Consider the following 26,317-nt stretch of genomic DNA (forward strand, 5'->3'; position numbering starts at 1 on the left):
AAAGTTAATGATTAAAGCTGAAAAGAAATTCCATATTTTGAAAAATACCAAATTGCCACTCCAACCGAAATGCCCAATAGTAGCAAAATTATCATAATCCAAAAAGCCAAAGTTTTAATTCCTTTTTTATACAAAATGACAAACGTCGTCTGCAATCCAATGAAAAGAATTAGCAGAACGATCACATTCACAAAAATTTGAGTTTGTGTCAATTTCTGACTAAAAAGAAAAACCGATACCAAAACGAAGATGATGGCCATTAGTTTGATAAATTCGGAAGGATTGGAAAGTTTATTGGTTTTGAGAGGTTTCATTTTCAGGATTTTTCGAATCACGAAATTACGAATTAAGATTTTCTTTATAATTAAAAAAAAATCAGGAAATTTACACCCGAAATGAGATATTTTATAGAGTTTTCTTACAACGGTTCAGCTTATTTTGGTTATCAGATTCAACCTAAACAAATTTCTGTTCAGGAAGAATTGGAAAAAGCATTATCGACTATTCTTCGCGAACCTATCAAAACAACTGGCGCAGGTAGAACGGATACAGGTGTTCACGCCAAGAAAATGTTCGCCCATTTTGAAACTGAAGAAACTCTTGATGAAAATCTTGTTTTTAAACTCAATTCTTTTTTGTCAGAAAATATCGCGGTTAAAAGAATTTTTGAAGTTCCTGCTGATTTGCACGCAAGATTTAATGCGACTTATAGGACTTACGAATATTATATTTCGTTAGAAAAAAATCCGTTTTCAAAAGATTCTTCTTGGCAATATTGGCGTCAAAAACCTTTGAATATCGAGTTGATGAATGAAGCTTGCAAAATCCTTTTTGAATATGATGATTTTACGAGTTTTGCCAAACTCCACACTGATAACAAAACCAACATTTGCAAAATCTATAAAGCAGAATGGGAACAACTTGGAAATCAATTAAAATTCACGATTTCTGCCGACCGATTCCTGAGGAATATGGTAAGAGCTATTGTCGGAACAATGGTTGAAGTCGGAAGCGGAAAAATCGCACCAACCGATTTGCGACCAATCTTTGAAGACAAATTCCGAAATTCTGCCGGTGTTTCTGCGCCTGCACAAGGACTTTTCCTGGTAGATGTTGGCTATGATTTTTAATTTTTATTTAAATCATTAAGCTGAGATTTCAATTTTTAATATCTTATTTTTGCAACGGTTTTTTCAACTCTGAAAAAATTTACGGAATCTAAAAGAAAATGAAGCAACAAACTACTTGGGACATTGTAAAACGATTATTTTTAATCGGAATGAAATTTAGGTCGTGGTTTATTTTCACACTAATTATTTCAATTTTTCTAGCAATCGTTTCCACTTACAGACCGATTCTTACTAAAAATGTTGTCGATATAGACATTGTTCAGCTTAAGGATAAAGCCCAGCTGATGAAGCACATCTATTTGCTGATTGGATTGGTGGTTGCTGAAACGGTTCTTAACTTTTTCCTGGTTTACTTTTCGAATTTCATTTCTCAGAATGTAATCCGTGATATCCGCGAAAGATTGTATCACAAGCTGATTTATTTCAAAACGGCATTTTTTGACAAAACCGCGATTGGAAATCTTGTAACCAGAGCTGTCGGCGATGTTGAAACCATTGCAACAGTTTACACAGATGGATTTTTGATGGTTTTCGGCGACATCCTAAGAATTGTGATGGTTCTTTTTGCGATGTTTCAGGTGGATACCCATCTTAGTATGATTTCTTTGGCGATTCTGCCGTTGATGGTCATCATTACAAGAGCTTTTCAAAAACGATTAAAAGTGGCCTTTGGCTCCGAAAGAAGCTGGACATCAACACAAAATAGTTTTGTTCAGGAACGTTTGGCGGGAATGCCATTGATTCAGGTTTTCAATCGTCAGGAAGCAGAGTTTACTAAGTTTGATAACATCAATATTGAATTGAAGAAAGCTTTATTGAGAACGGTTTTCATTTTCTCATTATTCTTTCCCGTTGTTGAATTGATCTCGTCATTGTTTATTGGATTTATCTTATTTTATGGCGGTTTCATCAAATCTACACCTGGGATTATCATTGCATTTATTCAATTTATTAATATGCTGATTCGTCCGCTGAGACAGATTGCGGATAGATTCAATAATATCCAGAGAGGAATTGTTGGTGCAGAAAGAGTTCTTGGCATAATGGATGAAGACCAAGCGATGCCGAATAACGGAACAATTGCTAAAGACCATTTTGACGGAAAAATCGAATTCGAGAAAGTTCATTTTGCTTATGATGAAAAACAGCAAGTCCTGAAAGGCATTGATTTCAAAGTGAATCCAGGTGAAACTGTTGCGATTGTTGGAGCAACTGGCGCCGGAAAATCTACGATTATTAGTCTGATTACCAGATTATACGATATTAATTCCGGAAAAATAATGCTGGACGATGTGGACATCAGAGATTACGAATTATATAATCTAAGAAGTCATATTGGTGTTGTCCTTCAGGATGTTTTTCTTTTCCACGGTAGTATTTTTGAAAACCTGACTTTGGGCGACGAAAGTATCACTTTGGAACAAGTTAAAAAAGGTGCGAGAGAAATTGAGGTCGATGAGTTTATCGAAAGATTACCAAACGGCTACGATTATGTTGTGAGCGAAAGAGGCACTTCTATTTCACTGGGACAGAGACAGTTATTGTCATTTTTAAGAGCTTATCTTTCTGACCCAAAAATTTTGATTCTCGATGAAGCCACATCTTCGATTGACCACGAAAGTGAGAAATTAATCCAAAGGGCGACTGAAAAAATCACGAAAAAAAGAACGTCAATCATCATTGCACATAGACTTTCTACAATTGAAAAAGCAGATAAAATCATCGTGATGGACCAAGGACTGATTGTGGAAGAAGGAACACATCAGGAGCTTCTGGCTAAGAATGGTTACTATTCGGTTCTTTACAAAGCTCAGGTTGTGAGTGAGGATGGAGAGAAAACGATTTAATCCTTAATAATTCGATACCTAAAACTTATTAATCCCGAAGTCAATATCAAACAAATTATGATAATGATTTTCAGACTTTTAACCCATAAACAAAGGTCTCTGCCAGTAATGACAGAAATGCAGTCTTTCGGATTTTCGGTTTCATATTTCAGACTTACTTGAGTATTAATAACACCGAAAACGGATACCAAAATAACCAAAATCAGAAGACTGATGATGGTATTATATACCGGCTTTCTCATAGTTTATTGGGTTAGTTTTTGGTTGTAAGTTTTAGTTTTAAATCATTGTCAAAGTTTTAATATTTCCCAAGCTTTTTCGATTTCATTATTTTTTAAAAACTTTTGTGCTAATAAATGTACATCTTTTTCTGAAGAAAAATCTCCATTTGGTAAAATTTCGACATTTGCGAGCATTCCAAGGTCATTTCCTGTAAAAATATCGCTGGATTTTATTTCGGATGGTAATTCATCATAGCCAATTCCTTTCGTAACCAATGGCTTAGGAACCTCGAAGATATTATTCTCGTTGTTTCTGGAATAGAAATTACCGCCTAATCTCGCTACCAAGTCAAGTTGTTTTTGGTCAAGATTTCCAGCTTCATCCAGATATTTTTCTTGGATGTGAATTTTGACAATTTCTGCAATCACAAGATTTCCTGAACCTCCAAAATTCCCAAGCGATTTAATTTCTAAAACTTTACATTCAAGATTAACCGGCGATTCTGCAATCAAAGGTGGTTTTACGATGTCAGCATGTTTCATTGTCAATCCTGATTTGATAAATTCATTTACTCCGTCTTCGTATTCTGTACTGGCTAAAGAAACCTGCTGAACCATATCGAAATTGACATTTCCGATAACCAATTCCGGAACTTCTTTCAGGTTCTCCAAAGTGTGTTTTGTCTTATTATCACGAACTCTTCTGGAAGGCGAAATAATCACAACCGGCGGAACCGTGCTGAACATATTGAAAAAACTGAAAGGCGAAAGATTGATTTCTCCTTTGCTGTTAATCGTACTTGCCAAAGCAATCGGCCTCGGCGCAATTGCAGTTTGCATTACTTGTTGCAATTGAACTGCGGAAATATCGGAAGGGATGATGGTTTTCATAGACTTTCTTTTAAACACAAAGAACACAAGATTATTTCACAAAGGTCACAAGTTTAAATCATTTGTGAGCCTTGTAAAAATCTTTGTGCCTTTGTGGTTGATTAATTAAATGGAATTGCTGGCAAAATCTTCCCAGAAACTTCCCCAAAGCCAACTCGGATTCCGTTTTTCTCTGACCAAGCTTTCATTGTAATGGTATCGCCATCTTCTATGAATTTTCTTTCTATTCCGTTTTTCAGTTGCAAAGGTTTTGTACCTCTCCAAGTCAGTTCCAACATAGAACCGTAGGATTTTTCATCTTCTCCGGAAATCGTTCCACTCGCATAAACATCGCCAACTTCAACATTACAACCATTTACAGTATGATGCGCCAATTGCTGACACATATTCCAATACATAAATTTGTAATTGCTTTCAGAAATTAGGTTTTCTTCAGAATTTTCTGGTTTTAAATAAACCTGAAGATTGATATCATAATTTTTATTGCCTTCGAATTTCAAATAATCTAAAACTTCAGGTTCTTGCTTCGGAGATTCAGTTTTAAATGGTTGTAAAGCTTCCAAAGTTACAATCCAAGGCGAAATGGACGAACCGAAGTTTTTCCCTAAAAATGGACCCAAAGGAACATATTCCCAACTTTGAATATCTCTCGCCGACCAATCATTGAAAATCATCATTCCAAAAATTGCATCTTCAGTTTCTGCAATAGAAATCCTTTCTCCCAAATCTGTATTCTTATTCACAACAAAAGCCATTTCTAATTCGAAATCGAGTTGTTTTGAGGCACTGAAAATCGGTTTGTCAGAATCAGCAGGTTTGATTTGTCCGCAAGGTCTTGTGATATCGATTCCTGATAAAACAATGGATGAAGCGCGACCGTGATAACCAACCGGCAAATGTTTCCAGTTTGGAAGAAGCGCATTCGCAGGATCTCGGAACATCATTCCAACATTAGTTGCGTGTTGGATACTGCTGTAAAAATCTGTATAATTCGGGATGTGTAGAGGCATCATCATTTGGATTTCATCCAGATTATAGAAACATTCTTCCAAAGCTCTTTCGTCTTTCGACAACAAAGAATCTTCTAACAACAATTGCTGAATCCTCTCACGAACTTTATTCGTAATTGGTTTTCCTAGTTCTATAAATTCATTAATCGTGTAACCTTCGAAAACATTTTCTTCGAAACCTTTGATATCTTCAAAATAACCAAGGTCAAATAATGTTGCCAAATCGATGATAATATCGCCAATTCTTGTAGCGCAGGCAATAAATTCTTTGTTGAAAACACAAACTCCAAACGGAATATTATGAATTGAAAAATCTGAATCTGAAGGATAATTGATGAAGGATTTCATTTTTTGAATTTAGAATTAGATTAAAAAATTAAAGCATTAAAAATAATGCTTTAATTGTAAAAATATAAGAAAATAATTTGGGTTTATAGGTTTCCGCGTCTCTCCTGCTCTCTTTCCAAAGCTTCGAAAAGCGCCTTGAAATTCCCAGCTCCGAAACTTTGTGCGCCGTGTCTTTCGATGATTTCGTAGAACAAAGTTGGTCTGTCTTCCACAGGTTTTGTGAAAATCTGAAGCAAGTAACCTTCCTCATCACAATCTACAAGGATTCCAAGATTCTGAAGTTTTTTGATGTCTTCTTCAATATCTCCCACTCTTTCCGGAATCATCTCGTAATAAGCTTCTGGTGGTGGAGAAAGAAACTCTACGCCTCTGTTTTTAAGTTCGGTAACTGTTTTTACTATATCTTTTGTCGCCACTGCGATATGCTGAACGCCTTCGCCTTCGTAGAAATCCAGATATTCTTCTACCTGAGATTTTCGCTGTCCTTCGGCTGGTTCATTGATTGGGAACTTAGCAAAACCATTTCCGTTGGACATCACTTTTGACATCAATGCAGAATATTCGGTATTGATTTGTTTGTCGTCAAACGAAAGGATATTCACGAATCCCATTACTTTTTCGTACCATTCAACTGTTGGAATCATCCTGTCCCAACCGACATTTCCTACACAATGATCGACGTATAACAATCCGACATCTGAAGGATTATAATCGCTTTCCCATTTTTCGTAGCCTGGCATAAAAGCACCTGTATAATTTTTGCGCTCGATGAACATATGAACGGTTTCGCCATAAGTATAGACACCCGACATTTTCACTTCCCCAAATTTATCGGTCAAAGTTTGAGGTTCTAGGTAAGGCTTTCCGCCTCGTTTTGTTGTTTCTTCAAAAGCTTTGTAAGCATCATCCACCCAAAGTGCCAGAATCTTGACACCATCACCGTGTTTTTTCTGATGTTCACAAATTGGAGAATCTGACCTAAGACCTGAAGTTAAAACCAATCTGATTTTTCCTTGCTGTAAAACATAAGACGCTCTATCTCTAACTCCAGTTTCTGGACCAGCATAAGCAACTGATTGAAATCCAAACGCCGTTTTGTAAAAATGAGCTGCCTGCTTGGCATTTCCTACATAAAATTCTATAAAATCGGTTCCATTGATTGGGAGAAAATTCTCGGCTTGTGCGATTTTCTCGGCAAAAGTGAGTGTTGACATTTTACTTTTTACTTTTATAACTAATGATGCCAAGATAAGAATTTTTCGAAAACAAACTAACGATTGTTAGTTTTATTACTATTTTAAGCAAAAGTCTGATATAAGTTCAGAATTCTTAAGATTGAATTAAAATTTGATAATAATAAAATTGCAACCGATCGCATAATGTATAATTAACAATACCAATATAAAAACATTTAAAATTTAATTTTAAATCAAAAAAATCATTAACTCACATTAATTATTCATACAGAAACAATGAAAAATATTAAGAAAAAAAGCCTTTGTGTAAAGGCTTTTCAATAAGAAATAATTTCTTTTATTTGAATCTTTCGTAAGCTGCTCTGTCCAACATCTCTCTGTCATCTGGATGAGAAATCTCGATTAAAGCTTTAGCTCTTTGACGAAGATTTTTACCATAAAGATAAGCCGTACCAAATTCCGTAACCACATAATGAATATGACCTCTGGTAGTTACAACACCTGCGCCTTGTTTTAGGAAAGGAACAATTCTCGGAACGCCTTTTTTGGTTCTTGAAGATAAAGCCATAATTGGCTTTCCACCTTCACTCAATGCGGCGCCTCGCATAAAATCCATTTGTCCGCCAATCCCGCTGAACTGATATGTTCCGATTGAATCTGCACAAACCTGACCTGTCAAATCAATTTCTATTGCCGAATTGATGGCGTGCATTTTCTTATTTTTCATAATGTTAATCGGGAAATTAACGTGCTGAACGTCCATAAATGCAATAGACGGATTATCATCTACAAAATCATACAATTTCCTTGTTCCAAAACAAAAACTGGTAATCGTTCTGTGTGTATGCGTTCCTTTGTACTTATTGTTAATAATATCATTTTGAATCAAATCGACAACGCCATCGCTCAACATTTCGGTATGAACACCAAGATCTTTATGATTTCCCAGACATTTCAAAACCGCATCTGGGATAGTTCCAATTCCCATTTGAAGCGTTGCTTTATCATCAATTAATTCTGCAACGTGTTTACCAATCAGCATTTCCTCTGCTCCTACTTTTGCCCCGTAATCAATGGTTAGCAATTCTTCCTCACTCCAGACCGCTTTGGAGATTCGGCTGAAGTGAATCATTCCGTCGCCGTGTGTTCTTGGCATTTTTGGATTCACAATAGCAATGATGGTTTTAGCTGTATCAATCGCACTTCGCGCAACATCTACAGAAGTTCCCAAAGTACAATACCCATGATTATCTGGTGGAGAAACTGTTATCAAAGCCACATCAATTGGTAGAATACCGTTTTTGAAAAGAATGGGGATTTCACTTAAAAAAATCGGAACATAATCACCGTTTTCATTATTCACAGCCTCGCGAACTGGTGCAGAAGTGAATAATGAATTGACATAAAAACTGTCTTTATATTGAGGTTTTGCAATTTCAACATTCCCTTGTTGCGTGATAGAAACCATTTCCACATTGCTCAAACGGGAAGATTGTTTTGCTAATTCATCATACAAAAGATTGGGCGTGCACGCACTTCCGTGTCCGAAAATCCTGTCACCGCTTTTGATGATTGAAACCGCTTCTTCTGAACTAACGTAATTGACCATAGGTTGTTTTGTTTTTTCAAAAATAATCAATACTGTAAATATAAAAGATGAGCGTTATCAGTTTGGTAAAAAGTCATATTATGGAGTTTATTACTTACTCCAACCAACTCGTTTTATATGTTGGGTCTTCTACTTTTATCGCTTCTTCGGTCAATTTTAAAGGTCGGAAAGGGTCAATCATCACCGCATATTCATCAGTGAATTTTTTTCCAATACTTCTTTCCATTGCGCCTGGATGTGGACCATGAACAATCCCGCCTGGGTGAAGGGAAAAATCCATCAAATCGACGTGATTTCGGCTCATAAAATCACCTTCTGTATAAAACAAAACCTCGTCTGAATCGATGTTGGAATGATTATACGGCGCGGGAATGGCCTGCGGATGATAATCATACATTCTTGCACAGAAAGAACAAACCACAAAATTGTGTGCTTCAAAATTCTGATGAACTGGAGGCGGTTGATGAACACGACCTGTAATGGGTTCAAAGTTTTTGATATTGAATTTATATGGATAAAAATAACCGTCCCAACCAACGACATCAAAAGGATGTGTCGCATAGATGAAATCGGTAATTTGGTTTTCTTTTTTGACTTTGATGAGAAAATCGCCTTTTTCATTTTTCGGTTCTACAAAAGTTGGCGGAATAATATCTCGCTCACAAAACGGCGAATGTTCCAACAATTGCCCAAATTCATTTCGGTAACGTTTTGGCGTATAAATCGGAGAATGCGCTTCTATGAAAAAGAAAACATTTTGTTCAGTTTCTACTTCCAATTGGTAGATCGTTCCTCTTGGAATAATGAGATAATCACCAACAGAAAAATCGATATTGCCAAGCATTGTTTTCAAGATTCCTTTTCCTTCGTGAACGAAAAGTAACTCGTCGCATTCTGCATTTTTATAAAAATAATTAGTGGATTTTCTTGGTTTTGCCAAACCCATTTTCAAATCGTTGTTTAGCATCAGAACTTTTCGGCTTTCCAAAAAATCGTCTTCACCAGTCACTTTTGCACCTTTTATCATTCTTGGTGTTACGTTTTTCTCGACTGCAATTTTTGGTGTGACATCTTTTACATTGCCAATAGATTTGATTTGAGTCGGACGATGCGTATGATAAAGCAAAGACGCAATCCCGTGAAAACCTTCTGTCCCAAAAAGTTGTTCGTAGTAGAACTGGTCATCTTCTGATTTGAAAATCGTATGTCTTTTTTGAGGGATTTTCCCGAGCTGAACGTATCTCATTTTATTAGATTTGGCTTTTCTCAAATGTAATATTTTTTTCTGATACTTTGTTTTGAACGCAAAGTGCGCAAAGATTTTTATTAATTATTGAAAACATTTTAAGGTTCGCAAAGGCGTAAAACTTAGCAAAGAAATCAACATAATTTTATCATTCCGTAGAAATCTCGACAGTTTAGATTCCTGCGGAATGACAAAATTGCTTTTTTATGACGAATGTTGTTTGGATGTAGAATGCCATAGCCCTGATGGTAGCGGCATCCTTTTTTGTTATTGCGGTTTTACAATGTTGAAGAGATTGCTTCACTTCGTTCGCAATGACAAAAAAGATATAGCGGACAGCAGGTTCCCGGCTCCTAAAAATTCGTCAAAAAAAAAGAATTATGAAATCCTTAAGATTTGTTATTTAAGAGAAAATGTTATCTTTGAGAATATTAAAATTAGTAAAGATGAATGATTCATTAATGGTTTCTCAGTTGTCAGAAATCGAAAGAGCAGAATTTTACAGGAAAACGTATATGCACGTTGCAGTTGCTATTTTGGCGTTTGGAGCGGTGGAATATTTGTTATTGCAAACAATTCCGCTGGAGACGATTTTGTCTTTGATGACGGGAAAATATATTTGGCTTGCCGTGATTGGGATTTTTTGGATGGTTTCTATGCTGGCAACAAAATTATCCTTCTCTGTATCCAGAAACACACAATATTTGGGACTAGGATTGTTTGTTTTGATAGAAGCTGTGATTTTCTTGCCAATGTTGGGAATCGCAAGTTTGTATGCACCACAAATCATCACGCAAGCGGCTTTGGTTACACTTTTTATGTTTGCAGGACTGACAGCAACAGTGTTTTTCACGAATAAAGATTTTTCATTTCTTAGAAATATCATCGTAATTGGTGGTTTTGTAGCATTAGGCGTTATCGTTGTGGGTGCTATTTTTGGGTTCAATTTGGGACTTTGGTTCTCTCTGGCGATGGTTGGATTGGCGAGCGCAAGTATTCTTTATGAGACTTACAACATCAAAAATGTTTACACAAAAGGACAATATGTTGGTGCAGCTTTGCAAATGTTCTCGTCTATAATGCTTTTGTTCTGGTATATCTTGAGAATATTCTTGAGCAGAAGAGATTAGGAAAGATGTTAGAATCTAGATATTAGATTTTAGACCAATGATACTAAACTCACCTTTTTGGTGAGTTTTTTTTTATACCTAAATTTTATTTGAGTACAGAATTTTAATATTAAAATAAAATTGTTAGCTTTATCTAACATTTTTGTTTTAATGAAATTATTTATTCTTTTTCTAACACTTTTATCGAGTTTAATTTTTGCTCAGACAGATTCAATCAAAATTGATTCTGTGAAAACTAATGCCGTTGATTCTGTGAAAAATCAAAACCATATTGATGAAGTTACGATTACACAGTTTTCTGTGAAGAAATTGAGCAGCCCGATTTCTACAGACGTTTATTCTCAACAATTTTTCAAAAAAAATCCAACACCTAATATTTTTGAATCAATTGCAATGGTAAACGGCGTAAAACCTCAACTCAATTGTTCGGTTTGTAACACAGGTGATATTCACATCAATGGTTTGGAAGGTGCTTACACGATGATTTTGATTGACGGAATGCCCATAGTAAGTTCACTTTCCACAGTTTACGGACTGAGCGGAATCCCGAATAGTTTGATTGATAGAATTGAAATTACAAAAGGTCCGGCTTCTTCTATTTATGGCTCGGAAGCGATGGGCGGAGTCATTAATATTATTACAAAAAATGCACTACAAGCTCCGAATTTCTCAACAGATTTGATGACTGGAAATCAAGGAGAAATTAATTTGGATATTGCAAAAAAAGTAATTGAAAACAAGAATTTCTCAAGTTTATTAAGCCTCAATTATTTTTATTTTGAGAATAAAATCGACCAGAATAAAGACAATTTCACCGACACTGCTTTGCAACACAGAATCTCAATCTTCAACAAATGGAATTTTAAAAGGAAAGAAAACCGATTGGCAAGTTTTGCTTTGAGATATTTTTATGAAGATAGATTCGGCGGAGAAATGCAGTGGAAAAAGCAAAACCGAGGTTCGGATGACATTTATGGCGAAAGTATCTACACCAACAGATTTGAATTATTTGGAATTTATCAATTGCCGATGAAGGAAAAATTTTTGCTTCAATATTCTTACAATTATCACGACCAGAATTCTTTTTACGGAAACACGCCTTACTTGGCAACTCAGAAAGTTTTGTTTTTACAATTGAATTGGGAAAAGCAATTGGGGAAACATAATTTGAAATCAGGAATCAGTTACAAATCTAATTACTATGATGACAACACGCCTGGAACAGCCAATTCTTCAGGAGAAAATCAGCCAATGAAATCACCAATTGCTGGAATTTATCTGGAAGACGAATCGGAAATCAATGATAAAAACACATTGCTAATCGGTTACAGATTTGTTTATCATAAGGTTCATAAATCGGTACATTCGCCGAGATTAGCTTGGAAATTTGAACCTAATCCATACAATACTTTGAGGTTGAGTTTTGGAACAGGCTTTCGTGTTGTAAATCTTTTTACGGAAGACCACGCAGCGTTGACTGGTTCGCGAGAAGTCGTCATCAAAGAAGATTTGAAACCAGAAAAATCTTTGAATGGGAATCTGAGTTATTTGATGAAAATTCCTGTGAACAATTATTTTATCAATGTTGATATTAATGGATTTTATTCTTATTTCAACAACAAAATCATTGGCGATTTTGATTCGGAGCCTGACAAAATTATTTATAACAATTTATCCGGACATGCCATTTCCAGAGGAATTTCAGCTGATGTGAGCACGAATTGGACTTTGCCATTTCTAGTGATGTTTGGTGTGACTTATATGGATGTTTATTCTGTGAATGATGATAAAAAAACACAGCAATTGCACGCACCGAAATGGAGCGGAACTTACAACCTGACTTATCAATTCGGGAATCAATTTTCATTGGATTTGACTGGACAATTGTACGGACCAATGCGCTTGCCAACTGTTCCAGATGATTTTCGACCGGAATATTCGCAGTGGTTTACTTTGATGAATATCCAGTTGAGTAAGAAATTTGATAATGGTTTTGAAGTTTATGGTGGAATCAGAAATCTTTTGAACTTTGTTCCGAAAAATCCGATTTTGAGACCGTTTGACCCTTTTGACAATCAAGTTAATGATATTGTGAACAATCCTTACGGTTATACTTTTGATACGACTTACGGTTATGCACCGATGCAGGGAATCCGAAGTTATATTGGCGTTCGTTATCAGATTAGGTAGAAGTTATATTTAGAAATTAGAGGTTAGGTTATATTAATGAAAATAATCACTTTCATATTATTGATGACTTTTGGAATTCTTGATTCTCAAGAATTGAAAACTTGTTCATTTCAAAACTTACCTGAAAAATCAGACAAACCAATTTTGATTTATATGAAGACGAGTTGGTGTTCGATTTGTAAAATTCAGATCCATCAGATCGAGAGAGATTCGGAATTGAAAAGATTGTTAAATGAAAAAGTTGACTTCATCGTTTTCGATGCGGAAAAATCGAATGAAAAAATTAAATTCTTTGGGAAAACTTATCAATATATCTCAAATGGAAATTCCGGAATTCACGAATTGGCGATGGAAATTTCGAGAAATAAAAAACCCCTTTTTCCAACTTGGATTTTGATTGATTCTGGTGAGAAAGTTTTGTTTTATCAGGAAGGTTTGATTGATCATAGAATTTTGAAATTACAGATCAATACTTCGACTTCGCTCTGTGTTACATCAAATAAAAAACCTTCTGAAAACTAATCCAGAAGGTTGATATTTTATTTTGATTGTAGTTTATTTCGTCAAATCCAAACCGCCAAAATTACCGGAACTCATCATTACAAATGCTCCTTTTGATTTGTCTAAGGTTTCCCAATATTGATGTAAATCTTCTGCATTGGTAAAGACTTTCAGATTTTCATTCTTGAATTTCTCTTTGATTAATTCTGGAGAGATTGGCTCCATTCTTTTGATTTTCAAAGCATCTTCCGAATAGAAAACAACCGCATTATGTAATTCATCTAAAGCGTGGTCGTATTGTTCCAAGAAAATTGGATTAAGGCTTGAATAAGTATGCAATTCTAAGAAACCGAATGTTTCAGTTTTTTCAAATTGTTCTGCAAACGCCGCAACTGTTGCCTTTACTTTGCTTGGTGCGTGGGCAAAATCTTTGTATAGCAAACCACCATCTTGTCTTTCTACTTTCTCTAATCTCTTGGAAGCCCCTTTGAAACTCATAATTGCTTCATAGAATTCCTCCTCCATAATTCCCAACTGAGAACAGATGAATCTTGCTCCCTCCATATTCAACAAATTATGTTTTCCAAAAACAGATAACGGGATATCTCCCATATCGGTTTTCAGGTTTACAATTCCGTTGACGATTTCGTATTCTGGGGTTTTATAAGGGATTTTTCTAAAATAATTTTCAGCATTTTCAACCACTTTTACCACTTCCATATCCTCAACATTATAAACCAAAACGCCGCCTGGCGTAATGCTCGCCACGAATTTTCTGAATTGCTCAACATAATCATCAAACGTTTTAAAAACATTGATGTGGTCCCAAGCAATTCCTGAAATTAAAGCGATATTGGGTTGATATAATAAAAATTTGGAACGCAAATCAATTGGAGAGGACAGATATTCATCACCTTCAAGAATCATAAAATCATTATCTTCAGTAATCTTGACCATACAATCAAAACCTTCTAATTGTGCACCCACCATATAATCGATGTCTTTCTGATGGAAGTTCAAAACGTGAAGAATCATTGATGTAATTGTCGTTTTCCCATGAGAACCACCAATTACAACTCTGGTTTTTTCTTTGGATTGTTCGTAAAGAAACTCTGGATAAGAGTAAATTTTCAAACCTAATTCCTTTGCTTTTGCCAATTCTGGATTATCTGCGTGCGCATGCATGCCAAGAATTACAGCATCAATATCCGAAGTCAGTTTTTCTGGAAACCAGCCCAATTCTTGGGGAAGAATTCCTTTCTTCTCTAAACGGGACTTTGAAGGTTCGAAAATAGCATCATCGGAACCAGTTACCTGATAGCCTTTATCTTTGAGAGCTATGGCAAGATTGTGCATCGCAGAACCGCCAATAGCAATGAAATGGGTTTTCAATTCTAAATAATTTTAAACAAAAGTAAGAAGTTTATATTAGAAAGAAGCTAGATTTTAGAAGTTAGATATTAGATTTTTATCATTCTTCTTAGAAATAAAAAACCTGACTTTATAAAAAATCAGGTTTCGAGAATATTTATGATAGAGTGGTTTGGGCGTGTGGAATATCGTATTCGATTTTGAGTTCTTCGCCAGTCAGCGTGAAATAGATGTTCTGAAGCTGATGAAGATAGTTGCATTTGATGTAGTTTCCAAAATAAAGGAAACCTTGCAAAATCTTGTTCGAATTTAAATCAAAATCATAACGACAATAATTTGGCAAATCAAATCTTATTCTGCTAGATGAGCGATAAACCTCTTTGAAGCCTAGCTTCTGAAACCATTCCGCTGTCAACGCAATTGGTTTTAAATTTCTATAATCGATAGCTGTATCAGCATCTATTTTAACAATAAGATTGTTGTTACTATTTTCCATTCCCATTATCGGAACTATCTCGTTGCCGTAAATCAGCAAATTGTTTAATCTAAGTTCTGTCGCTTCCATATTATAGTATGATTTAAGTGTTAGGGGTGTGAAAATGTACTTGCAAAACGTCTGCCAAGCCGATGCAAAATCAATAATAAAATTACATTATGATTGAAAACATTATTGTTTCATATTTAAGCTACCGCTATAAGATTCCTCCGTTATCTCTCCGTCGTTTCTTCGTTGTGATCCTATTATGAGAAATTTATAATTTCTTTTTTATTATAACATTAATATGTAAAATCAAATTAAACCGATGGTATATTCTTTGAACTGAATGGAATTCCAAAAAGCAAAACATTATGAAACCAAACGATCTTAATAATAAAACCGTGGTCATCACTGGTGCATCAAGTGGTGTCGGATTAGCCGCAGCAGAAGCATTTGCTAAAGAAGGCTGCAATCTTATTCTCGCAGCTCGTGGAAAAGAAGCATTGGAAAACGCAGTTGAAACTTGCCAAAATTTAGGCGCAATTGCCGTAGGAATTCCGACTGATGTTTCGGACTTCAAAGAAGTTGAACACCTAGCAGAAGAAGCTTTGAAGATTACCGGAACTGTAGATTTCTGGGTCAATAATGCTGGCGTAATGGCAACCGGACGATATGAAGAAACCCCGATTGAGGTCATTGACCAAGTCATCAAAACCAATCTTCTCGGCTATCTGCACGGCGCACGAAGCATTTTACCAATTTTCAAAAAACAAAAACACGGAATTTTAATTAATAACATTTCAATCGGTGGATGGATGCCTGCACCGTACGGAACTGCATACTCCGCTTCAAAATATGGCATCCGTGGAATGACGGAATGTTTGCAAGGTGAAGTTTCCGATGAACCAGATATTCATATTTGTGGGTTGTATCCGAGTATTCAGAAATCAACAGGAAATATGCATTCGGCAAAATATTCAGGATTGGATTTTAAAATTCCGCCAACGGCTGCTGACCCGAAAAAGTTAGCCGAAGCGATGGTAGAAATGGCAAAAAATCCACAGAAAAGCAAGTTCACAGATTTCTCTTCTCTGATGATGAAAGGAATGTACAGCCTGATACCGAAACCTGTTATCAACACCACTTCAGCAGCATTACGATTATTGATGAAAGAAGACAGCGAAACTGATACCGACGGAAATGTTCTTACGCAATCCAAAAACCCAATGCGAATCTATGGGCAAACGATGTTGAGTCCTTCGAAAAAATCAAAAAACCTGATTTTAACTGGTCTAGGCGTCGCAGCATTGGTCTTTTTATCCAGACAACTGAAACCAAAAGCATAAAATCAAATCAAATCGATATTCAAAAAAGGTGAAAGCTAATGTTTTCACCTTTTTAATTTTATTTTTAAATTCATTCAAAATTTCTTCTAAATTCGAAATATAAATTAGCGGGTTAAAAATTTAGATCTAATTAAAAATAATTGCTGATGAAAATCCTGATTGTTGAAGACGAAACCGAATTGGCAAAAAGCATTGCAGAATACCTTTCTGAGGAGAACTACCTGTGTGAATTTGCTTACACTTTTTATGAAGCGATGTACAAGATAGAAACATTTCAGTACGATTGCATTATTCTCGATATTATGCTCCCAGACGGCAATGGTCTGAAAATTTTGGAAGAGCTGAAAAAGCAAAACAAGCAGGACGGCGTAATCATCGTTTCTGCAAAAAATGCTTTGGATGATAAAATCAAAGGCTTGCAATTGGGTGCGGATGATTATTTGACAAAGCCATTTCACTTGTCGGAATTGATGGCGCGAATTTATTCTATCATTCGTAGAAAACAATTTAATAATTCGAACATCATCAATCAAAATGAATTACAAATCGACCTTTTAGCAAAAACTGTATCCGTCAATAACGAAATAATTGCATTGACAAAAAAAGAGTTTGATCTGTTGATTTATTTTATAGGAAATAAAAACAAAGTCATATCCAAAAGTACTTTGGCAGAACATCTTTCCGGAGATTTTGCAGATATGCTGGACAATCACGATTTTGTCTACGCCCACGTTAAAAATCTCAAGAAAAAACTGAACGATGCAGGTTGTGAACCTTACCTAAAAACGGTTTACGGAACTGGTTATAAATGGAAAAACTGATAATTAATTTGAAACCATTACTTAGTAAAACAACCAAACCTTTCATCATCTATGTCCTGATTATTCTGGTCATAAGTGTTCCTGTATATTATCTTGTTGTGGATGCTATTTGGAAACACGAGTTGGATGAACACAACGAAATTGTTGCCGAAAAAACTACTTCTCAAATCAACAGTTTAAAATTGTCCGATGAAAACCTAGATAAAACGATAAAGTTGTGGAACGAAGTACAGCCCACTACAAACATCCAGAATGTTGAAAAAAATGACCATTTCAAAGACAGCGTTTTCATTGTAGAAAAGCCCCACGACTTTCTTGATTTTGAAGATATTGACAGGTTCCGATGTTTGTCGAAAATCATTTACCTTAACAAAAAACCTTATCGATTCAATATAGAAACCAATATCGAAGAATCTCAGGAAACTATTTTTTTCATCTCGGCAACCACAGTTATTCTATTTATCCTAATTGTCGGTGGATTATTATTTCTCAACAGAAGGCTTTCAAAATCGGTCTGGAAGCCATTTCGGGGAACCTTGGATAAACTGAAAACCTTCAATCTTAACAATCAGACAAAAATTGAATTTCCAAAAACCGATGTTACTGAATTTGGTGAGCTCAATCAGTCATTGAGCAAGTTGATAGAGCATAATGTTTCTGTTTATAAAACCCAAAAAGAGTTCACAGAAAACGCTTCGCACGAGCTACAGACCCCTTTGGCAATTCTGAAAAACAAACTCGATATTCTTTTGCAAAACGAAGATTTGACAGAAAAGCAATATCATATTGCAGAAGAAATGAACCGTGCTTTGTCCAGAAGTTCCAGAATCAATAAAAATCTTTTATTATTAGCAAAAATTGAAAACAATCAGTTTGAAAATTCTGAAATAAATTTTGATGAATTACTCAATCAAAGTATGGAAATCCTGCAGGAACATTTTGAACAGAAAAATATTTCTGTACAGACAGAAATTTCATCTAACGTAAAAGTGAATGGAAACATTGGATTAACTGAAGTCCTAATTAACAATTTGATTTTAAACGCTATAAGACATACTTCAATTAACGGTTCGATTTCTATAAAATTAAACAATTCTGTCTTTGAAGTTTCCAATTCCGGAACAGAGAAATTGAATTCGAACTTGTTATTCAAAAGGTTTTCAAGATTTTCGAAAGACAATAACGGAAGTGGGCTTGGATTGGCTATTGTAAAAGAAATTTGTAAATCTCAGAACTGGACGATTGATTACAGATTTGAAAATCATAACCATATTTTTTCAGTCAAACTGTAAATTCTAAATTTCTTCTAAATTGAGTTTCATCTTTACACGTTTTTAAACGGGTAAAAAGTAATGATTATCAAAAATTTTAAAAAGATTTTTAACAACAGATTTTCTGTATTATTCTCAATTTTAAGCTTATATATTGTATTATCAACAATCATCAGAATTGCATTTTTATTCTGGTCATCAGCAGATTTAGACTTTAACCTCTTCAATATTCTGAGGGCATTTTTCACGGGATTCTGCTATGATTTCGCTGTTGGAACATTGTTTTTATTGCTGTATTCGGTCTATCTTTTAGTATTTCCGAAACGATGGGTTGGCTCTAGATTCGACAAGATTATCACTTATGTTTATCTGGCAATCGTCCTTCTGATTATTTATTTCAGTCTTTTGGCGGAGATTCCTTTTTGGGATGAATTTGGTGTGAGATTCAATTTTATCGCTGTTGATTATTTGATTTACACTTACGAAGTTGTTTCCAATATCAACGAATCTTATCCTTTGCCGCTCATTATTTTCGTATTGGTTGCATTGATTGTTTCGACGTTTGTCATTCTACATAAAAGAAAAATATTCCAAAAAACATTTTCAGACAAAAAACAGATTTCCAAGAGATTTGCACTTTTTTCTGTATTGATTCCAGCCTTAATTTTAAGTTTAGTATTGAAAAACAAACAAGCGGATTTCAGCAATAATTTAGTTTTGAATGAATTAGGGAAAAACGGAACATTTTCATTTTTTACCGCCTTCAAATCCAATGAATTAGACTACGAAACTTTCTATCCGAAAATTGATGACAAAGAAGCATATTCTGTTCTCAAGAAAAATCTTTTACAGGAAAATCAAACTTATGCTTCTAATAAATGGGACGATATTTCAAGACTTACAAAATCTGAAAATGAACAGCGCCCAAACATCATTTTGATTGCTATAGAAAGTTTCAGTGGGGATTTTTTAAAAGCATTTGGAAATAAAGACAACATCACTCCTAATTATGATAAATTGGCTGAAGAAAGTATTTTCTTTACCAACCTTTACGCAACAGGAACTAGAACCGTCCGAGGGATGGAAGCTTTAACTTTATCTGTCCCGCCAACCCCCGGAAACAGTATTGTGAGAAGACCCGACAATCAGAATATTTTTTCTGTAGCTACGATTTTTGAAAATAAAAATTATCAACCTTATTTTATTTATGGCGGTGATGGTTATTTTGATAATATGAATAATTTTTTCGGAGGACAAGGATTTGATATCGTTGACAGAAATCGTGGAAATCCTTTATCAGACGAAATCCAAACACAGCGATTCAACATTCCGGATAATGAAGTGAGGTTTGAAAATGCGTGGGGAATCTGTGATGAAGATTTGTACAAACAATCGATAAAATATGCAGATAAAAGCAGCAAATTAAACAAGCCGTTTTTTCAGTTTGTGATGACGACTTCCAATCATAAACCTTATACTTTTCCGGCTGGAAAAATCGACCTTCCGCAAGGAAACAGAAACGCTGCTGTGAAATACACAGATTATGCTTTAGGAAAGTTTTTAGCGGATGCGAAAACAAAACCTTGGTTCAAAAATACAGTATTCGTCATCGTTGCAGACCATTGTGCGAGCAGTGCTGGAAAATGGGAAATCAATATAGACAAACATCATATTCCTGCGATTATTTACAATCTTCCTCAAAAAGCGGAGAAAATCAATCGTTTGACTTCTCAGATTGATTTGATGCCGACATTATTCGGTTATCTTGGCTGGAATTATACGACAAGCCTGTATGGAAAAGACATCAACCAAACTAAAATTGGGGACGAACGTGCTTTCATCGGAAATTACAGAACGTTGGGAATGTTGAAAAGCAATATTTTCACTCAAATCGATGACAGAAAAACAGTAAAACAATTTGCAGTAAAAAATTCTGACAAAACTTTGAATGAAATTAAATCCAAAAATCAGCCATTGGTTTCCGAGACGATTTCTTATTATCAGACTGCGAGTGAGAGATTCAAAAATGGAAAAATGAAAGTGAAATAGCTTTCTTCAAAATATCTTCTAAATCAGGTTGCACCTTTGTAAAATAAAATTTATGGTGTAACCTTTTTTATTAGTAAAAATGATTGTTGAAGTTATTTTATTGTTCTTCGGAACCATTTTCGCATTCTGGCTAAGTGCAATTTGCGGAGGCGGCGCAAGCCTTATTCTGATTCCTATTTTAAATCTTTTGTTACCGGCTTCTGTTGTTCCTTTTTCTCTGACAATTGGGACGTTTACGAGTTCGGTATCACGAATTGCGGTTTTCAAAAAACACATCAACTGGAAGATGTTCTTTTGGTTTGTTCCGTTTTCAATTCCTGCGGTTTTGATTGGTGCTTACCTCATCAAATACATCAACCCGAATTACCTGCAATTGATTGTCGCATTTTTTCTCATCGCCAATATTCCGCAACTTTTCAAAAAAGTGAAGAATAATGATACTAATGAAAAAGCAACTCCCAAGTATGTTTTGGCAATCATCGGTTTTCTGACAGGATTTGTTTCCGGAATTACTGGAGCGATTGGACTTTTATTTAATCGATTTTATTTGAAATTTGGATTAAAAAAAGAAGAAATTGTTGCGACACGAGCCGCAAATGAAGTTTTCCTTCATCTAATTAAACTGGTGATTTATATTTCGCTCGGATTGTACTCCAATCTTGCTTTGTGGTTGGGATTAGCAATTGCCTTCGCAACGATTATTTCTTCTTATACAGTGAAATATATTCTTCCTTATCTCAGTGAAAATCTCTTCAGAAAAATTGGTTACGGAGCAATGGTTGTTGCGGGAATAACTTTATTGATAGGAACTTCAGACAAAATCATCCAACAAGATAAATTAAATGTTACGATTGCAAAAAGTGAATCTATTATTTCGTGGCGGTCAACAGACTTTGTGATAGAATTTGCTTTCGATGACGGGCTGGAAATCGAAAGACCAATCCATCGGGAAGAATTGCCCAATCATCTTAAAACTAAATATGATGCGTTGAAAAATCGTTATGATGTGATTCACCTCGAAAAAGTTTTTACGTTTCGAAATGAACCTTCCTATGAATTCTATTGTTACAAAGACAATCATCTTACCAAATTTGAAAGTTAATTTTTAAATCAGAATTTCTCCGATGAAACTATTATTCTCATGCTTCATAATTATTTTATTAAGTTCTCAAAACCTTTTGGCTCAGGACAGCATTGCCGTAAAAAATGATTCAACAAACAGCATTTCTACTCCCAAATTACTTCCGGATAAATCATATCAATTCAGTTATAAAAAACTGATAATTCCAGTTGCTTTTATAAGTTACGGTGTTGCTACTTTGAAGTTTGACAAACTAAAACAATTGAATTTTTCTACTCGAGATGAGATTAATGAACATAAGCCAGATCACATCAGATTAGACAATTATACGCAATTTGCGCCTGCCGCTTTAGTTTATGGACTAAATGCTTTTGGAGTTGAGGGAAAACACAATTTTCGAGATCGAAGCATCATTTATGGAACATCAGTGTTATTGGCATCAGCAATTGTAATGCCTACAAAACATCTGGTAAAAGAAGAAAGACCAGATCAATCTAATCGGTTATCATTTCCATCCGGTCACACAGCGTTTGCTTTTGCTTCCGCCCAGTTTATGTACAGAGAATATAAGGATACTAATTTCTGGCTGGGAGTTTCCGGTTATTCGCTTGCAGTTTTCACTGGTGTTTACAGAATGTTGAATGATAAACATTGGTTCAGCGATGTGGTTGCCGGTGCGGGAATCGGGATTTTGTCTACAGAAGCCGCATATTGGCTGTATCCAAAAATCAATAACTTATTATCCGGAAAAAATAAAAATTCTTCTGTGATGATGATGCCTTTCTATCAGAACAAAACAGCGGGAATAGGATTGGTGAAAAAATTCTAAAATCAATATTGGCAGAATAATTGTTTCTAAAAATATAAGTAGGGGGATGCTTCGTTGGTCTTCCTACTTTTTATTTCAAACAAAAAAACCTCTAAAAATTTGATTTACAAATGATTAGAGGTTACAATTGAGGTGCCTAGCGGATTCGAACCGCTGTAGATGGTGTTGCAGACCACTGCCTAGCCGCTCGGCCAAAGCACCGTTTTATTGGAATGCAAATTTAATGAAATTTTTCTAATTTCAAATTTTAAAAGCTTTTAATTTCAAAAAAATCTTTTTAGTTACGGTAAAATGTTGATTTATAAAGCTTACGTCTCATAGCCCTGATGGTAATGGAAATTCTGCAACAAGATCTTCAACATACTCAGGACAGGCTGGCTTGCTAGGAATTGTAATAGACAGTAGGTTCCCGACTCCTAAATATTAATGATTTACATATCTTTAATCCATTAATACAATCTTTGGTTAGGTTCTAAATAAGTATCTTTGTAAAAAATTTTTAGAAATGATGGATAAATTCCAACTTAATACGATAGAAGAAGCGCTGGAAGACCTTAAAAATGGCAAAATGGTCATCGTAGTAGATGATGAAGACCGCGAAAATGAGGGAGACCTCATCGCTGCTGCGGAATTGACCACACCTGAGATTGTCAACTTTATGGCGACTTATGCGAGAGGTTTGATTTGTATGCCACTAACCGAAACGAGATGTGACGAATTGGAACTGCACTCTATGGTTTCGAATTCTACCGACCCAAAAGAAACGGCTTTTACAATTTCTGTTGACCTTCTTGGAAAAGGTGCGACTACTGGTATTTCTGCTGGTGACCGTGCGAAAACCATCCAAGCGATTATGGATTCTAATACAAAGCCCGCCGACTTGATGCGACCTGGGCACATTTTCCCATTGCGTGCAAAAGAAGGCGGCGTTCTAAAAAGAGCTGGACATACGGAAGCAGCAGTTGATCTGACAAGATTGGCCGGACTAAAAGAAGGTGGCGTTATCTGCGAAATCCTGAATGAAGACGGAAGTATGTCGAGATTGCCTCAACTTTTGGAATTTGGAAAGAAGCACGATTTGAAAGTGGTTTCTATTGAGGATTTGATCCATTATAGACTGAGACAAGGCGACCTTGTGGAAAGAATCGAGGAGCGTGATATCAAAACGCATTTTGGGGATTTCAAATTTTATGTTTTTGAAGAAAAACCAACGGAACAAATCCATTATGCTTTAACAAAAGGAACTTGGTCAGCAGATGAGCCTGTTTTGGTAAGAGTGCAATCAACAGGAACTTATTTTGATGTTTTCAGCAGATTATCAAATGGAGAACATCCATTGATGCAACAAATTACAGATCTTATCAACGCTGAAGGGAAAGGCGCAGTGGTTTTCATCAACAATGTTTCTAACAAAGAAAATACATTGAGCAGAATCAAACATTTCCTTAACTTCCAAGATGGCGCAAGTGCCCAACCAACAATTGCGCCTAACTTCCGTGATTATGGTATCGGAACTCAGATTTTGAAAGACCTTGGAATTAATAAATTTAAAGTCATTACTCAGAATCCTAATATCAAACCTATTCTTTCTGGTTATGATGTAGAAGTGACTGAGATGGTTGGTTTGTAAGTAGACGTTGAGATAATAAACTAATATATGATAGACTTTCATCTTATATAAATAAAAAACGCTCCTAAGTTGGAGCGTTTTTTTCATGTCTTATTTCTTTTATTTTGAATCTATATGTCTAATTCGGCCAAGCATTATTCTTAGGATTGATATCCGGAACAATGGATTGTGGGTCCAATTTTACATTGGTTACTTCTTTAGTAGAATCGATTTGGAAAGTCCATTCTGTGTTACGTTTCCAAACTTCAACAGGTAATTTTACAGTCTGCGACGTTCCATCTTTGAAAGTTACAAGAACCGTTGTTGGCATTGGCAATTGGCCAATATTTTCAACTGTAATTTGTGCGCCATTTTTGAAATCGCCATTCACAGGTTTTACTGCTTTTACCGCTTGGTCAACTTTCCATTTGTTCATAAACCAACCTCTCCAGAACCAGTTCAGTTCTTCACCGGAAACATTTTCCATTGTGTGGAAGAAATCCCACGGTGTAGGATGTTTGAACGCCCATCTGTGAACATAAGTTTTGAAAGCCTTATCAAATTTTTCAGGTCCAAGAATTGTTTCTCTCAAAATTCCCAATCCAACTCCTGGTTTGAAATAAGCCAAAACTCCAATACTTCTTTCCTTCATATTATCAGGTCCAACCATTATTTGCTCAAAATTATCACTCTGAACAAACGGTCCTATTTTGCCGATATCTTGTTTGTGGTAATATTCTCCCTTGTTAAAAGCTTCTGTGGAAAGTTCATTAATAAAAGTGTTAAAACCTTCATCCATCCACGCAAAAACCCTCTCATTGGAACCAACAATCATTGGAAACCAAGTGTGGCCAAATTCGTGGTCTGTAACGCCCCAAAGTCCTTCACCTTTTGAGTTTCTGTGGCAGAAGACAATTCCTGGATATTCCATTCCGCCTTCGTTTCCGGCAACATTGGTCGCAGCAGGATAAGGATATTCGAACCATTTTCCGGAGTAATGTTCGATAGACGCTTTTGTATATTCAGTAGAACGTCCCCAAGCTTTGTCGCCAGCACTTTCTACAGGATAAGCCGAGATAGCCAAAGATTTTTTACCGCTCGGAAGATTAATTCTCGCCGCATCAATAATAAAAGCGGCCGAAGAAGCCCACGCAAAATCTCTTGCTTTTTCTATTTTAAATTTCCAAGTTTTTTTACCTGAATTGTTTCCTTTACCTAATTCAGATTCCGGATGAATCATGACTGTTTTCTCACTGCTTCTTGCAGAGTTCCAACGGTTGATTTCTTCTTTGGAATAAACTTCTTTTTCATTCAATAACTCTCCCGAAGCTACAACGTAATGATTAGCCGGAACAGTGATATTAGCAGACAAAGTGCCATATTCTAAATAAAATTCCGAAGCTCCAAGATAAGGCAAAGTATTCCAACCCATCACATCATCATACACACACATTCTCGGATACCATTGCGCCATTGTGAAAATTTTCCCATTCTTGGTATCTTCAACTCCCATTCTGTCCGAGCCGTATTTTGGAGACAAGAAAGAATATTCGATTTTCAATTTTGCAACACCGCCGTTCGCTTTCAAATCGCTTGGAAGGTCGATCTGCATTCTTGTGTCTGTAATGGTATATTTTACATCTTTCCCGTCGTATTTTACAGATTTAATTTTATAACCGCCATCAAATGTTTCGCCGTGAGCTCCATTTCTACTGCCTGACAATGGAACTACAGAATTACCTCTGGAATCTTTAGCAAAAAGATTTTGGTCTAATTGAAGCCAAAGAAAACTCAATTGGTCTGGGCTATTATTGGTATAAGTAATTTCAGCAGAACCTGTCAATTCATTGTTAACTTCATTAAGACTGACATTCAATTGATAATCGGCTGAGTTTTGCCAATATTTATGACCTGGCTGTCCGCTTGCAGAGCGGGTTTCGGTTCCGGTCTGAGGATAGAAAAACGGTTTGAAAGCTTCTGTATAATCATACTTTGGAGATTCCTGAGCGTAAGAATTGCCGACAAAAGCAAATATCGCTACAGCAGAAATCAAATTAGGGAGTTTGAATTTCATTACGTAAAAAAGATTTATAACATTTAAAAATAGGTAAAAAAAATCTCAAATTTGTTACAAACTTGAGAT

General features: G+C 35.5%; 22 protein-coding genes and 1 tRNA gene. 12 read left to right on the forward strand and 11 right to left on the reverse strand.

Annotation, left to right across the window (positions count from 1 at the left end):
* Window positions 1-11 precede the first annotated feature (11 nt).
* Window positions 12-314 carry a hypothetical protein gene (locus V7P73_RS07730; protein WP_333852443.1) on the reverse strand — a complete coding sequence of 101 codons (303 nt, stop codon included), beginning with the start codon at window positions 312-314 and terminating at the stop codon, window positions 12-14.
* 81 nt (window positions 315-395) lie between these two features.
* Here V7P73_RS07730 and truA point away from each other — a divergent pair, with 81 nt between their 5' ends.
* Window positions 396-1,130: a tRNA pseudouridine(38-40) synthase TruA gene (gene truA / locus V7P73_RS07735; RefSeq protein ID WP_333852445.1), complete on the forward strand. Its 735-nt coding sequence runs from the start codon at window positions 396-398 to the stop codon at window positions 1,128-1,130.
* Window positions 1,131-1,228: 98 nt separating this feature from the next.
* The gene (locus tag V7P73_RS07740; RefSeq protein WP_333852447.1) at window positions 1,229-2,977 is read left to right on the forward strand and encodes an ABC transporter ATP-binding protein; all 1,749 of its coding nucleotides are present in this window, start codon (window positions 1,229-1,231) and stop codon (window positions 2,975-2,977) included.
* Here V7P73_RS07740 and V7P73_RS07745 read toward each other — a convergent pair.
* From V7P73_RS07745 to V7P73_RS07770, 6 genes are all read right to left on the reverse strand, one after another.
* Complete coding sequence (locus V7P73_RS07745) at window positions 2,974-3,219, reverse strand: hypothetical protein (protein WP_333852449.1); 246 nt, start codon at window positions 3,217-3,219, stop codon at window positions 2,974-2,976. The genes V7P73_RS07740 and V7P73_RS07745 overlap by 4 nt on opposite strands.
* A 48-nt stretch (window positions 3,220-3,267) precedes the next feature.
* Window positions 3,268-4,089 carry a flavin reductase family protein gene (locus tag V7P73_RS07750; RefSeq protein ID WP_333852451.1) on the reverse strand — a complete coding sequence of 274 codons (822 nt, stop codon included), beginning with the start codon at window positions 4,087-4,089 and terminating at the stop codon, window positions 3,268-3,270.
* Between the two features lie 101 nt (window positions 4,090-4,190).
* Window positions 4,191-5,447, reverse strand: coding sequence for a fumarylacetoacetase (fahA, locus tag V7P73_RS07755; RefSeq protein WP_333852452.1), 1,257 nt, complete (start codon window positions 5,445-5,447; stop codon window positions 4,191-4,193).
* A gap of 83 nt (window positions 5,448-5,530) precedes the next feature.
* Window positions 5,531-6,661 (reverse strand): 4-hydroxyphenylpyruvate dioxygenase, encoded by a 1,131-nt coding sequence (hppD, locus tag V7P73_RS07760; protein ID WP_333852453.1) that lies wholly within the window; start codon window positions 6,659-6,661, stop codon window positions 5,531-5,533.
* A 319-nt stretch (window positions 6,662-6,980) separates the two neighbouring features.
* Entirely contained in the window at window positions 6,981-8,252 is a 1,272-nt protein-coding gene (locus V7P73_RS07765) for an acetyl-CoA hydrolase/transferase family protein (protein WP_333852454.1), read from the reverse strand.
* Window positions 8,253-8,346: 94 nt separating this feature from the next.
* On the reverse strand, window positions 8,347-9,498 hold the full coding sequence (locus V7P73_RS07770) for a homogentisate 1,2-dioxygenase (RefSeq protein ID WP_333852455.1): 1,152 nt from the start codon (window positions 9,496-9,498) through the stop codon (window positions 8,347-8,349).
* A 446-nt stretch (window positions 9,499-9,944) separates the two neighbouring features.
* Between V7P73_RS07770 and V7P73_RS07775 the strand changes: the two genes are divergently transcribed.
* The 3 genes from V7P73_RS07775 to V7P73_RS07785 all read left to right on the forward strand — a co-directional run bounded on the left by V7P73_RS07775 (window position 9,945) and on the right by V7P73_RS07785 (window position 13,340).
* Window positions 9,945-10,628, forward strand: a complete 684-nt coding sequence (locus V7P73_RS07775; protein ID WP_312082681.1) for a Bax inhibitor-1/YccA family protein — start codon at window positions 9,945-9,947, stop codon at window positions 10,626-10,628.
* Between the two features lie 150 nt (window positions 10,629-10,778).
* Window positions 10,779-12,818, forward strand: a complete 2,040-nt coding sequence (locus tag V7P73_RS07780) for a TonB-dependent receptor plug domain-containing protein (protein WP_333852456.1) — start codon at window positions 10,779-10,781, stop codon at window positions 12,816-12,818.
* A gap of 36 nt (window positions 12,819-12,854) precedes the next feature.
* Entirely contained in the window at window positions 12,855-13,340 is a 486-nt protein-coding gene (locus tag V7P73_RS07785) for a thioredoxin family protein (protein WP_333852457.1), read from the forward strand.
* Between the two features lie 33 nt (window positions 13,341-13,373).
* Here the strand turns inward: V7P73_RS07785 and V7P73_RS07790 are convergent, their stop codons facing one another.
* The gene (locus V7P73_RS07790; RefSeq protein ID WP_333852459.1) at window positions 13,374-14,711 is read right to left on the reverse strand and encodes a UDP-N-acetylmuramate--L-alanine ligase; all 1,338 of its coding nucleotides are present in this window, start codon (window positions 14,709-14,711) and stop codon (window positions 13,374-13,376) included.
* A gap of 136 nt (window positions 14,712-14,847) precedes the next feature.
* Window positions 14,848-15,255, reverse strand: coding sequence for a hypothetical protein (locus tag V7P73_RS07795; RefSeq protein ID WP_333852461.1), 408 nt, complete (start codon window positions 15,253-15,255; stop codon window positions 14,848-14,850).
* 284 nt (window positions 15,256-15,539) lie between these two features.
* Between V7P73_RS07795 and V7P73_RS07800 the strand changes: the two genes are divergently transcribed.
* From V7P73_RS07800 to V7P73_RS07825, 6 genes are all read left to right on the forward strand, one after another.
* Window positions 15,540-16,514: an SDR family oxidoreductase gene (locus tag V7P73_RS07800; protein WP_089770662.1), complete on the forward strand. Its 975-nt coding sequence runs from the start codon at window positions 15,540-15,542 to the stop codon at window positions 16,512-16,514.
* 146 nt (window positions 16,515-16,660) lie between these two features.
* Complete coding sequence (locus V7P73_RS07805; protein ID WP_333852464.1) at window positions 16,661-17,335, forward strand: response regulator transcription factor; 675 nt, start codon at window positions 16,661-16,663, stop codon at window positions 17,333-17,335.
* Entirely contained in the window at window positions 17,323-18,627 is a 1,305-nt protein-coding gene (gene porY / locus V7P73_RS07810) for a sensor histidine kinase (RefSeq protein ID WP_333852466.1), read from the forward strand. The genes V7P73_RS07805 and porY overlap by 13 nt, the downstream gene beginning before the upstream one ends.
* Window positions 18,628-18,687: 60 nt before the next feature.
* Window positions 18,688-20,655: an LTA synthase family protein gene (locus V7P73_RS07815; RefSeq protein ID WP_333852468.1), complete on the forward strand. Its 1,968-nt coding sequence runs from the start codon at window positions 18,688-18,690 to the stop codon at window positions 20,653-20,655.
* A gap of 79 nt (window positions 20,656-20,734) precedes the next feature.
* Complete coding sequence (locus V7P73_RS07820; RefSeq protein ID WP_333852469.1) at window positions 20,735-21,757, forward strand: sulfite exporter TauE/SafE family protein; 1,023 nt, start codon at window positions 20,735-20,737, stop codon at window positions 21,755-21,757.
* 22 nt (window positions 21,758-21,779) lie between these two features.
* The gene (locus tag V7P73_RS07825; RefSeq protein WP_333852471.1) at window positions 21,780-22,565 is read left to right on the forward strand and encodes a phosphatase PAP2 family protein; all 786 of its coding nucleotides are present in this window, start codon (window positions 21,780-21,782) and stop codon (window positions 22,563-22,565) included.
* Between the two features lie 130 nt (window positions 22,566-22,695).
* Here V7P73_RS07825 and V7P73_RS07830 read toward each other — a convergent pair.
* A tRNA-Cys gene (locus V7P73_RS07830) sits at window positions 22,696-22,766 on the reverse strand.
* Between the two features lie 307 nt (window positions 22,767-23,073).
* On the opposite strand from V7P73_RS07830, the gene ribB reads away from it, so the two are divergent.
* Window positions 23,074-24,195, forward strand: a complete 1,122-nt coding sequence (ribB, locus tag V7P73_RS07835) for a 3,4-dihydroxy-2-butanone-4-phosphate synthase (RefSeq protein ID WP_333852684.1) — start codon at window positions 23,074-23,076, stop codon at window positions 24,193-24,195.
* A gap of 118 nt (window positions 24,196-24,313) precedes the next feature.
* Here ribB and V7P73_RS07840 read toward each other — a convergent pair whose 3' ends face one another.
* Window positions 24,314-26,248 (reverse strand): M1 family metallopeptidase, encoded by a 1,935-nt coding sequence (locus tag V7P73_RS07840; protein WP_333852473.1) that lies wholly within the window; start codon window positions 26,246-26,248, stop codon window positions 24,314-24,316.
* Window positions 26,249-26,317 lie beyond the last annotated feature (69 nt).

Source organism: Epilithonimonas sp., assembly GCF_036780765.1.
Lineage (GTDB): Bacteria > Bacteroidota > Bacteroidia > Flavobacteriales > Weeksellaceae > Epilithonimonas.

Bases quoted from the DNA above. Each gene is read 5' to 3' on its own strand.
- V7P73_RS07730 (WP_333852443.1), bottom strand. From the start codon at position 314: ATGAAACCTCTCAAAACCAATAAACTTTCCAATCCTTCCGAATTTATC.
- truA (WP_333852445.1), top strand. From the start codon at position 396: ATGAGATATTTTATAGAGTTTTCTTACAACGGTTCAGCTTATTTTGGT.
- V7P73_RS07740 (WP_333852447.1), top strand. From the start codon at position 1,229: ATGAAGCAACAAACTACTTGGGACATTGTAAAACGATTATTTTTAATC.
- V7P73_RS07745 (WP_333852449.1), bottom strand. From the start codon at position 3,219: ATGAGAAAGCCGGTATATAATACCATCATCAGTCTTCTGATTTTGGTT.
- V7P73_RS07750 (WP_333852451.1), bottom strand. From the start codon at position 4,089: ATGAAAACCATCATCCCTTCCGATATTTCCGCAGTTCAATTGCAACAA.
- fahA (WP_333852452.1), bottom strand. From the start codon at position 5,447: ATGAAATCCTTCATCAATTATCCTTCAGATTCAGATTTTTCAATTCAT.
- hppD (WP_333852453.1), bottom strand. From the start codon at position 6,661: ATGTCAACACTCACTTTTGCCGAGAAAATCGCACAAGCCGAGAATTTT.
- V7P73_RS07765 (WP_333852454.1), bottom strand. From the start codon at position 8,252: ATGGTCAATTACGTTAGTTCAGAAGAAGCGGTTTCAATCATCAAAAGC.
- V7P73_RS07770 (WP_333852455.1), bottom strand. From the start codon at position 9,498: ATGAGATACGTTCAGCTCGGGAAAATCCCTCAAAAAAGACATACGATT.
- V7P73_RS07775 (WP_312082681.1), top strand. From the start codon at position 9,945: ATGAATGATTCATTAATGGTTTCTCAGTTGTCAGAAATCGAAAGAGCA.
- V7P73_RS07780 (WP_333852456.1), top strand. From the start codon at position 10,779: ATGAAATTATTTATTCTTTTTCTAACACTTTTATCGAGTTTAATTTTT.
- V7P73_RS07785 (WP_333852457.1), top strand. From the start codon at position 12,855: ATGAAAATAATCACTTTCATATTATTGATGACTTTTGGAATTCTTGAT.
- V7P73_RS07795 (WP_333852461.1), bottom strand. From the start codon at position 15,255: ATGGAAGCGACAGAACTTAGATTAAACAATTTGCTGATTTACGGCAAC.
- V7P73_RS07800 (WP_089770662.1), top strand. From the start codon at position 15,540: ATGAAACCAAACGATCTTAATAATAAAACCGTGGTCATCACTGGTGCA.
- V7P73_RS07805 (WP_333852464.1), top strand. From the start codon at position 16,661: ATGAAAATCCTGATTGTTGAAGACGAAACCGAATTGGCAAAAAGCATT.
- porY (WP_333852466.1), top strand. From the start codon at position 17,323: ATGGAAAAACTGATAATTAATTTGAAACCATTACTTAGTAAAACAACC.
- V7P73_RS07815 (WP_333852468.1), top strand. From the start codon at position 18,688: ATGATTATCAAAAATTTTAAAAAGATTTTTAACAACAGATTTTCTGTA.
- V7P73_RS07820 (WP_333852469.1), top strand. From the start codon at position 20,735: ATGATTGTTGAAGTTATTTTATTGTTCTTCGGAACCATTTTCGCATTC.
- V7P73_RS07825 (WP_333852471.1), top strand. From the start codon at position 21,780: ATGAAACTATTATTCTCATGCTTCATAATTATTTTATTAAGTTCTCAA.
- ribB (WP_333852684.1), top strand. From the start codon at position 23,074: ATGGATAAATTCCAACTTAATACGATAGAAGAAGCGCTGGAAGACCTT.
- V7P73_RS07840 (WP_333852473.1), bottom strand. From the start codon at position 26,248: ATGAAATTCAAACTCCCTAATTTGATTTCTGCTGTAGCGATATTTGCT.